This window comes from Lentilitoribacter sp. EG35 (assembly GCF_040784015.1).
Taxonomy (GTDB): domain Bacteria; phylum Pseudomonadota; class Alphaproteobacteria; order Rhizobiales; family Rhizobiaceae; genus Lentilitoribacter.
Window position 1 is genome coordinate 1 of sequence record NZ_JBFNGQ010000019.1, and the last position, 7,712, is coordinate 7,712.

The following is a 7,712-nucleotide window of genomic DNA, read 5'->3' on the forward strand; positions in this document are numbered from 1 at the left end:
GCCGTAGCCGCAGCATTTGAACCTCAGTTAACCAGTAAAGATTGCTCATTATAAACTCCATCTTAGTCAATAAAATGAATCAGAGCTGATGTAACTTTGCAAGATAATTAATGGGTCCTGAGCCTAAGTTATGAGAAACTCACACATGGCAAGAAGTATTGTAAACGTTGTGGTTTTCAGGCCGGACCAAATCAATGGTTTCGATAATCAAAAACGACCGTTTTTGAATTTCATCAAAGCAGAAAATTATTAGTTTTCATTGAAGTGAGAAATCCAGCCATAAATTTGATTGGCAACTTTTCGCACTTCAGGATTGACTTCATCTAAAGATTGTTCACCGTCTCTTAATGCAACAATAGCATAGTATAGTGGCATATACTTTTCATGAAGGTCGCCATGCTCGAACTCATCTATGAGTTTTCCAAAGTACTGTCGATTAAAACAATTTCTAATGAAAAGAGCCAAGAACCCGCGATAGTCTGAATACAGCTCAGGTGAATTACACATCACTGCATTTTTAAATTCGTTGAATGCTGCACCGAAATTATCTTCTGAAATATAAATTATTGATTTTAATATATGCTTACCGTGTTCAGGATGATGTTTTAAGTTTTCATCTAATCTATTATCGAAATCATTATCTTTTTCACCTAGAAGGCTTTCTACAGCAATAAGATTACTTTCCCCTTCGAGATCATAATCTGAATGTCCTGCATCTTTTTGAATGGAAATCGAATTTTCATAACTAACTTTAGCTGCTTCAAAGTCCTCAAAAAAGTACGCTTGGATGTATCCCTTTGTCGCGGCATCATAACTAGACGATACCTCAAGGTTTAGGGCTGACTTAAATTCAGCAATAGCTGCTTCCTTACTACCCAGCTCCTCCAGATATGTATCACCCAAAAGTTTCCTAATTCCCACAGTTTCGTGCAGCGGGTTATTTTTAATTTCTTGCGTATGTAATTCAATGAGTTTTTCTGACATCCCCATCTGCTCATAATAGTACGAGATGCTATCAAACGCTCTTTTTGCTAGCTTAGGATCGCTATCTCTAACTTCTTTGAAAAGTTTTACAGGTGATAATTCCGGTGCAAGCGATGGCATTTCAATTAGAAGATGCCCTAATGACATTTTCCAATTCGAACTGTTTGGTGATAGTTCTCTCGCTTTTTCCAGAAGTATAAAGGCCTCATTATAATTTTTAATGCGAAATCTGAGCATATCCGAATATTCGACCAATATAGATACATCTTCTGGGGCAATCTGAATGGCTTTATTGTAATAACTACTCGCATTTACGTAGTTTGATTCTTGTGCGTGACTTCTCCAAAAGCGAGCTAGATCAACATAAAAATGCGGCTTGGTTGCATCAATTTCAATGGCTTTGGTAAAGTACTTAACTGTTAGCTCATCATCTTTCTTTACCCATGCAGAGCACCAACCTAAGAAGTTGAATGCTGGTGCATAATCATTAAATTCTTCGGTAAGTTTTAATGATATCTCCATTGCTTGTTCTTCTTGGTCTTCACTAAATAACACTCTCGCTAGCTGTAAGCGTGCAGCTTTGTTTTTTGGGGAAAGTTCAATTGATTTATTTAGTGACTTTATCGCTGATTCAGGTTGATCAAGCTCGAAATACTCTAGTCTGGCCAGTTTCAACCAATCATCTGAGGTTTCAGGTGTTGGTAATTCATTGCGATTTAAATCTGATTTGTAGCCAGCCTGCGCCCTATATCCAATTAGTTTACTCCAATAGGGATCATCGATTGCACCTTCCAGCGCACAAAATATGTCTAACTGTCGCGGCGATAATGTAGTCTTTGTTAGCTCCTGTCTTATTCGTTCGGTTAATTGTTTTGGGCTGTAAAATATCTTGAGAAACTCAATTAACCAGCGGAGACGTACACGTTGTCTTCTGGGGGCATGCCTCATGAGATACCAGATGTTAAAGAATCTTTCGGCTACTTGGTAGGCGGCCTTTTTACTACTCGGCAGGTTGATTCGTTCAATTAAATTTGAATTCTTTAGTCGATCTAGTTGTGCAGTTACAATCGAAGTTTTGAGTTTTGTTATTTGACTCAAATCGTTTGCTGTGATGGGGTTCCAGTTGAGGGCAAGCGCATCGAAAACCACTCTGGATTGGCTAGATAAATCTTCGACCCTTGCTTTATAAAGCACTGTCACTTCGTCTAAAAGGTTTTCCAAGTCACTAAAAACATCACTTTCGCCATCATTTTCAAATAGAAGATATAATAAGGTTAGTGTCCTTGGGTTGCCACCGGTCATGTCACTTAGTGTTTTAATTCTGCCCGGATCAGATTTCAGCAATTCTATAACTTTACTTCCACGGTCTCCTCTTTCGCTAGCAATTTTTTGTAAGCATTGTTGCACATCAAATGCATTCAATTTTTCCAAAACTATTAACTGAAAGAAATCATAAAAAGCTGCATCTTCGTCCTTTAATGTCTCCATGTAAGTTGCTGACGCACCAACTATCACCGGTCCTTGTCGATCTTGTAGGCTTTTCCTTAATGCCCACTGTTCATCATCGTTGAGTCCACTTAAAACGATATCCAGATTATCGAGAAGTAAAACTGGCCTCTTGCCTACATGCTTGCACCAATACCGGAAGAACTCCTCCGGCGAAAGGTCATCTTTATTCTCTTGTGTGATACGCTTATCGATAGTGATCGACGTGGATGGCTTGCCGGTCTCTTCAAACCAGTCACTCATGGAATCGATGCAATTTTCCCAAAAGACATCCAACGAATGGATGTTGTATTGTTCTTCGCGGAATTTCAGAGGAAAGAATTTTTCACCAAGATCAGTATTCCGACTCAACTCAATGGATATACGTTTTAACATGCTGCTCTTGCCCATTCCGCGTTGACCAAAAAATAGGAAATGGCTAGCTAAGCCTTTTTGCGGAATTTCATTGAGTCGTTGAAATAGGATTTCTGCAACGCGTGTTCGAGCAACAAATCCCTTCAAAAAATCGTCATCGTTTTGCAAACTTGGGTTATATATTTTCAGGTTTAGAGCTTCTCGGCTAAGATTGGTCATACTGATACAAACCTTTTCCACCATTCATTTAATAATCTCATTGAGAATTGTATTTTCCCCGCATTTTGAATGAGATAACCATCATTCATAAGTGTATCCAGATGCTCTCTAAACTCTAATCGAGTTAGGTTCTGATCCTCTACATAGCATGTAGAAAAGAGACCCTCTTCTGTAATAGATTCTACCTTAGCGACGGTATTGAGCATTTTATATAATCGCCCTCTGGTAGGCTCCGAGAAATTTCTATCCAGATGCTCTCTCCAATGCGCCCAATACAGTCTTTTGGTTAGCGAAATTAGGTTGTTCATGGCGTCATCGACTTCTTTAACGCCTACTTCTTCTTGAGATAGCAAAATCGCATCTTCTATTATTCTCTCCAAATAAAAAGGTGAAAGCCATCCTAGTCTCTCAAAGATAGCATTTTTCGCCTTTTGTGTTATTGAAAGCCCGCGTTTCTCGCAGATGAATGATAGAAAACCGTCCGCAGTTTCTTGAGTGAATTGGTTAACGCTGAGTGGGTGTAGATCATTTAAAGCCCCTTCTATATTGAACTCTCTTGCCACGGTGTCTAAACCAATCGATCCTGCAAAAACCCAGCGTACAGTCGGATATCTTTGTCTAAACCTTCGCAGACTATATAAAAATGCGCTCAGGTTTTCCGTTTTGCCTTTTTGTGCCATTGTCTGCAAAAAGACAGGCAATTCATCGACGAGTATCAACCAGTTTTTCTGATCATCTTGAGCCACCATGTGTGAAAATAGATGGTCAGCAAATTCATCCCAATTTGTTTGGAGTAAAAGTTGCCGCCAATCACCAATTTCTTCTTTGCCAGTTACAAATGCATTGATTTTTCCTACTAGTGACGACATTAGCTGGCTTCCAAAGCTCAATTCTTCTTGAATGGAGGCACAGCATTGGCGAAAAAAATCTTTTTCCTCATGGTAACCTTCTACGTCGACTATTACCGCGTGAAAATTGTTACTTTCTGCCTGTTCTTGCAGCTCGTTCAGTATAACTGTCTTGCCGATTCTTCGGGGTGCGAGCATTAGCAAATTTTCATCGATTTTTATACGATTCCATATTTCTTTTATTTCTACTTCGCGTCCGTAACAGTACATATACCTCTCCATTTCTCAAGGCATTGTATCACAACAATTTTGTAGTGCAACAATTTTGTAGTGATACAAATGAACTTACGAAATTTAGGTGCAAACTTTTAAGCCACTGCTGAATTGATACAGTTATCCATTTTATTGATTTATTCTTGATATTGTCGCTGCTGATACCCTGAAGTCCTTAGCGATCTGTCTACAAGATTCACCTCTGGCCATTCGATCACGCGCTACCTGTTGCTGATCCGATGACAGAATTGGTTTTCTGCCAAACTTCACATTTCTGCTTTTAGCTATCGTTCTGCCCTCAGCGGCACGTCTTATAATTCGCTCTCTTTCATCTTCAGCAAGTGCCGACATGAATGCGAGGATGCCTTTGCCCATCGGTGTGGTAAGATCAAGAAATGGCTTATCGAGAACTTTGACCAATGCAGAACGATCAGCAACACGTTGCATGATGTTCAGTCCATCCTGCATGGACCTCGTCGCCCTGTCCCATTCGGCGACGACAAGGATATCATCCGTACCAAGTGCATCAATGGCTTTGTCTAATTGCGGTCGTCCCTTGAGAGATTTACCAGAGGCTTTCTCTCGGTAAATCTTATCACAGCCCTCTGAACGAAGTGCTGCAACCTGACGGTCTAAGTTTTGTGTGTTTGTGCTGACGCGACAGTATCCGATTCTCATATAAACATTCTAACAGGCCCGAATACGAATGTTGATCAAAGCGGACAGAGTTTAAACGAAATGGTCGCAATCTCTTTTATCCTGTTGCAATCCGGCCGGACGTTGGTAGCTAAATCAACCTTTATGGCACATCAATTATGAAACGCAGATATGAAACATCGTGAAGCCTAGTTCTCTGGGCTTCTGCAATCTGTTTCAAATGTCATGACATTTGCACCATACCCTTATTAGACACCCGCAATGACTTAAATGCATTGCGGACTATCTCATTTTGTAAATTACCTGAGCTACTCAAAACTAAATCTCAGAGGTGTGAACCTAAGCGAACCTGAAATCATCTTGATGAAGATCAGCCACAACAACGTTGTTCAGTGTTATGGAGTTATCCGCGTCAATAGTGATCGTGGTATTGGTTCCGTCATCTGCCGCTGCTGCGAGAACTTCAGCATAAGTGTCAAACGATAACAATCCACGGATCTCAATTACATCATCAGAATTAAGGCCTGTAACAAAATCTGTAATGACATCGTTACCCATATTGGCCGTGAATACGAAGGTGTCATTACCATCCCCACCTGTGATTTCATCTTGCCCTGCGCCTCCGTCAAGAAAATCATCGCCTGAACGGCCATCTAGGTTATCGTTACCATCTCCGGCTGCAATATTATTCGCATCACCAGTGCCCCAAATGAAATCATCACCAGCACCAAATATGATATTTTCAAATGTACTGCCTTCTAAATCATACTGTTTGTTTTGAGTGCCTTCGTAGACGAGTGTATCAATTCCAGCATCACCTGAATAAGATGTGTCATCGTCATCAATAACTATAGTGTCGTTTCCAGCTCCACCTGACAGGCTATCATCACCAGCACCACCATCAAGATAGTCATCGCCATCCGAACCGATGAGAACATCATCACCTGCTGTGCCTTTTAAGAAGACATTCTCATTCTCAACATCTTCCCCATACACATTGATCTCGGCAAGTACAACTTGATGAACGTTAGTAGCTTCTACTCGAACTGTTCTGACTTTTTCAGAACCGTTATATATAAACCGGAAGGTCTCACCTGATTCAGCTCCAGTGATGGGATCAAAATGATAAACAGGAACACCGTTGTCTTCCGAGATTTGAATGGCCTGACCATTGGCATCCAGTAGAGAGATGAGTGTACCATCCATAACATAAGGGTAATCCCCAACCCTATTGGTCACCTCAATAATTGAAATATTTAGCTCAGCACCAAGGTCAAGCTCAAACCACTTTTCAGGAGTGGACAGACCAAGGAAAGAAGTATCAAGATCATTGTCGAGGGCATGATCTATTGCGTAAACACCGTCAGTATAGGATGAACTCGCACTTGCAAACATATGCTCCTTATACAAATCCGTTAAGTTCACAAGATTGAACGTATCAGGCGCAACATCTTCCCCATACACATTGATCTCGGCAAGTACAACTTGATGAACGTTAGTAGCTTCTACTCGAACTGTTCTGACTTTTTCAGAACCGTTATATATAAACCGGAAGGTCTCACCTGATTCAGCTCCAGTGATGGGATCAAAATGATAAACAGGAACACCGTTGTCTTCCGAGATTTGAATGGCCTGACCATTGGCATCCAGTAGAGAGATGAGTGTACCATCCATAACATAAGGGTAATCCCCAACCCTATTGGTCACCTCAATAATTGAAATATTTAGCTCAGCACCAAGGTCAAGCTCAAACCACTTTTCAGGAGTGGACAGACCAAGGAAAGAAGTATCAAGATCATTGTCGAGGGCATGATCTATTGCGTAAACACCGTCAGTATAGGATGAACTCGCACTTGCAAACATATGCTCCTTATACAAATCCGTTAAGTTCACAAGATTGAACGTATCAGGCGCAACATCTTCCCCATAAACATTGATCTCGGCAAAAGTCAGATGATAATTGCCATTACTTTGGATATGAACATATCTGGCTTTTTCTAATCCATCATAGTGAAAGCGCATCACTTCGCTGTCTTCTGCTCCAGACACAACAAACGTCTCTATTGGATTATTTGGATCATTATCAGCACCAAGAAGCATAATCTTTGCGCCGTTAAACTGAGTAACAGCATGAGATGTTGATCGATTGGAAATCTCGATAATTGAAACATCAAGATCAGCACCCAAATCAAGCTTGTACCATTCATCTCCAGAGCTGCTTGCTTGGAAGTTGGTACTATTATCATCGTCCAATGTACGCTCAGCTGAAATTGGAACACCTGCACCGCTCACACTGTATGTACTCGCACTTGCAAACATATGCTCCTTATACAAATCCGTTAGGTTCACAAGATTGAACGTATCAGGCGCAACATCTTCCCCATAAACATTGATCTCGGCAATTTGGAGGGCATAACCATCAGCACCTTCAATTTTGATGAAGTGGACTTTCTCCGAACCAGTGTAATTGAACCGGAGAGCCTCATTCGCCACTACACCAGTGATGATCGTTTCAGGATGAGTAATCTCTTGTCCGGCGGCATTCAGATAGACAACTTTTGCACCATTAAGGCGTCCATCTGAATTAGTATCTACTATTTCAACAATAGAAATATCAAGATTAGCACCGAGATCCAACTGTAACCACTGGCCCGAAGTTCCAGAGCTTTCAAATGATGTGTTAGTATCATCGTCTAATACATTCTCTACCAAATATGTTGTATTGCGAGTTGAACTCGCACTCGCAAACATATGTTCCTTGTACAAATCCGTCAGGTTCACAAGATTAAACGTATCTGGTGCAACATCCTCGCCATACACATTGATCTCGGCAATCGCAATATCATTGGAACCTGCAACAACTCGAACTGT

At 40.8% G+C, this 7,712-nt stretch carries 4 protein-coding genes; all 4 read right to left on the minus strand.

The genetic code is table 11. From position 1 onward, the window contains the following. Positions 1-249: 249 nt before the first annotated feature. Positions 250-3,063, minus strand: a complete 2,814-nt coding sequence (locus AB2J24_RS19435; protein ID WP_367386747.1) for a tetratricopeptide repeat protein — start codon at positions 3,061-3,063, stop codon at positions 250-252. Beyond that, positions 3,060-4,181, minus strand: coding sequence for a hypothetical protein (locus tag AB2J24_RS19440; protein WP_367386748.1), 1,122 nt, complete (start codon positions 4,179-4,181; stop codon positions 3,060-3,062). Before AB2J24_RS19440 ends, AB2J24_RS19435 begins: the two co-directional genes overlap by 4 nt. A 132-nt stretch (positions 4,182-4,313) precedes the next feature. Further along, positions 4,314-4,862, minus strand: a complete 549-nt coding sequence (locus AB2J24_RS19445) for a recombinase family protein (RefSeq protein WP_367386749.1) — start codon at positions 4,860-4,862, stop codon at positions 4,314-4,316. Positions 4,863-5,180: 318 nt separating this feature from the next. After that, the coding region (locus AB2J24_RS19450; RefSeq protein WP_367386750.1) for a discoidin domain-containing protein at positions 5,181-7,712 on the minus strand (2,532 nt) is incomplete at its 5' end.

What these genes read in the sequence shown, in the direction of transcription:
- AB2J24_RS19435 (WP_367386747.1), bottom strand. Translation starts at nt 3,063, where the DNA reads ATGACCAATCTTAGCCGAGAAGCTCTAAACCTGAAAATATATAACCCA.
- AB2J24_RS19440 (WP_367386748.1), bottom strand. Translation starts at nt 4,181, where the DNA reads ATGTACTGTTACGGACGCGAAGTAGAAATAAAAGAAATATGGAATCGT.
- AB2J24_RS19445 (WP_367386749.1), bottom strand. Translation starts at nt 4,862, where the DNA reads ATGAGAATCGGATACTGTCGCGTCAGCACAAACACACAAAACTTAGAC.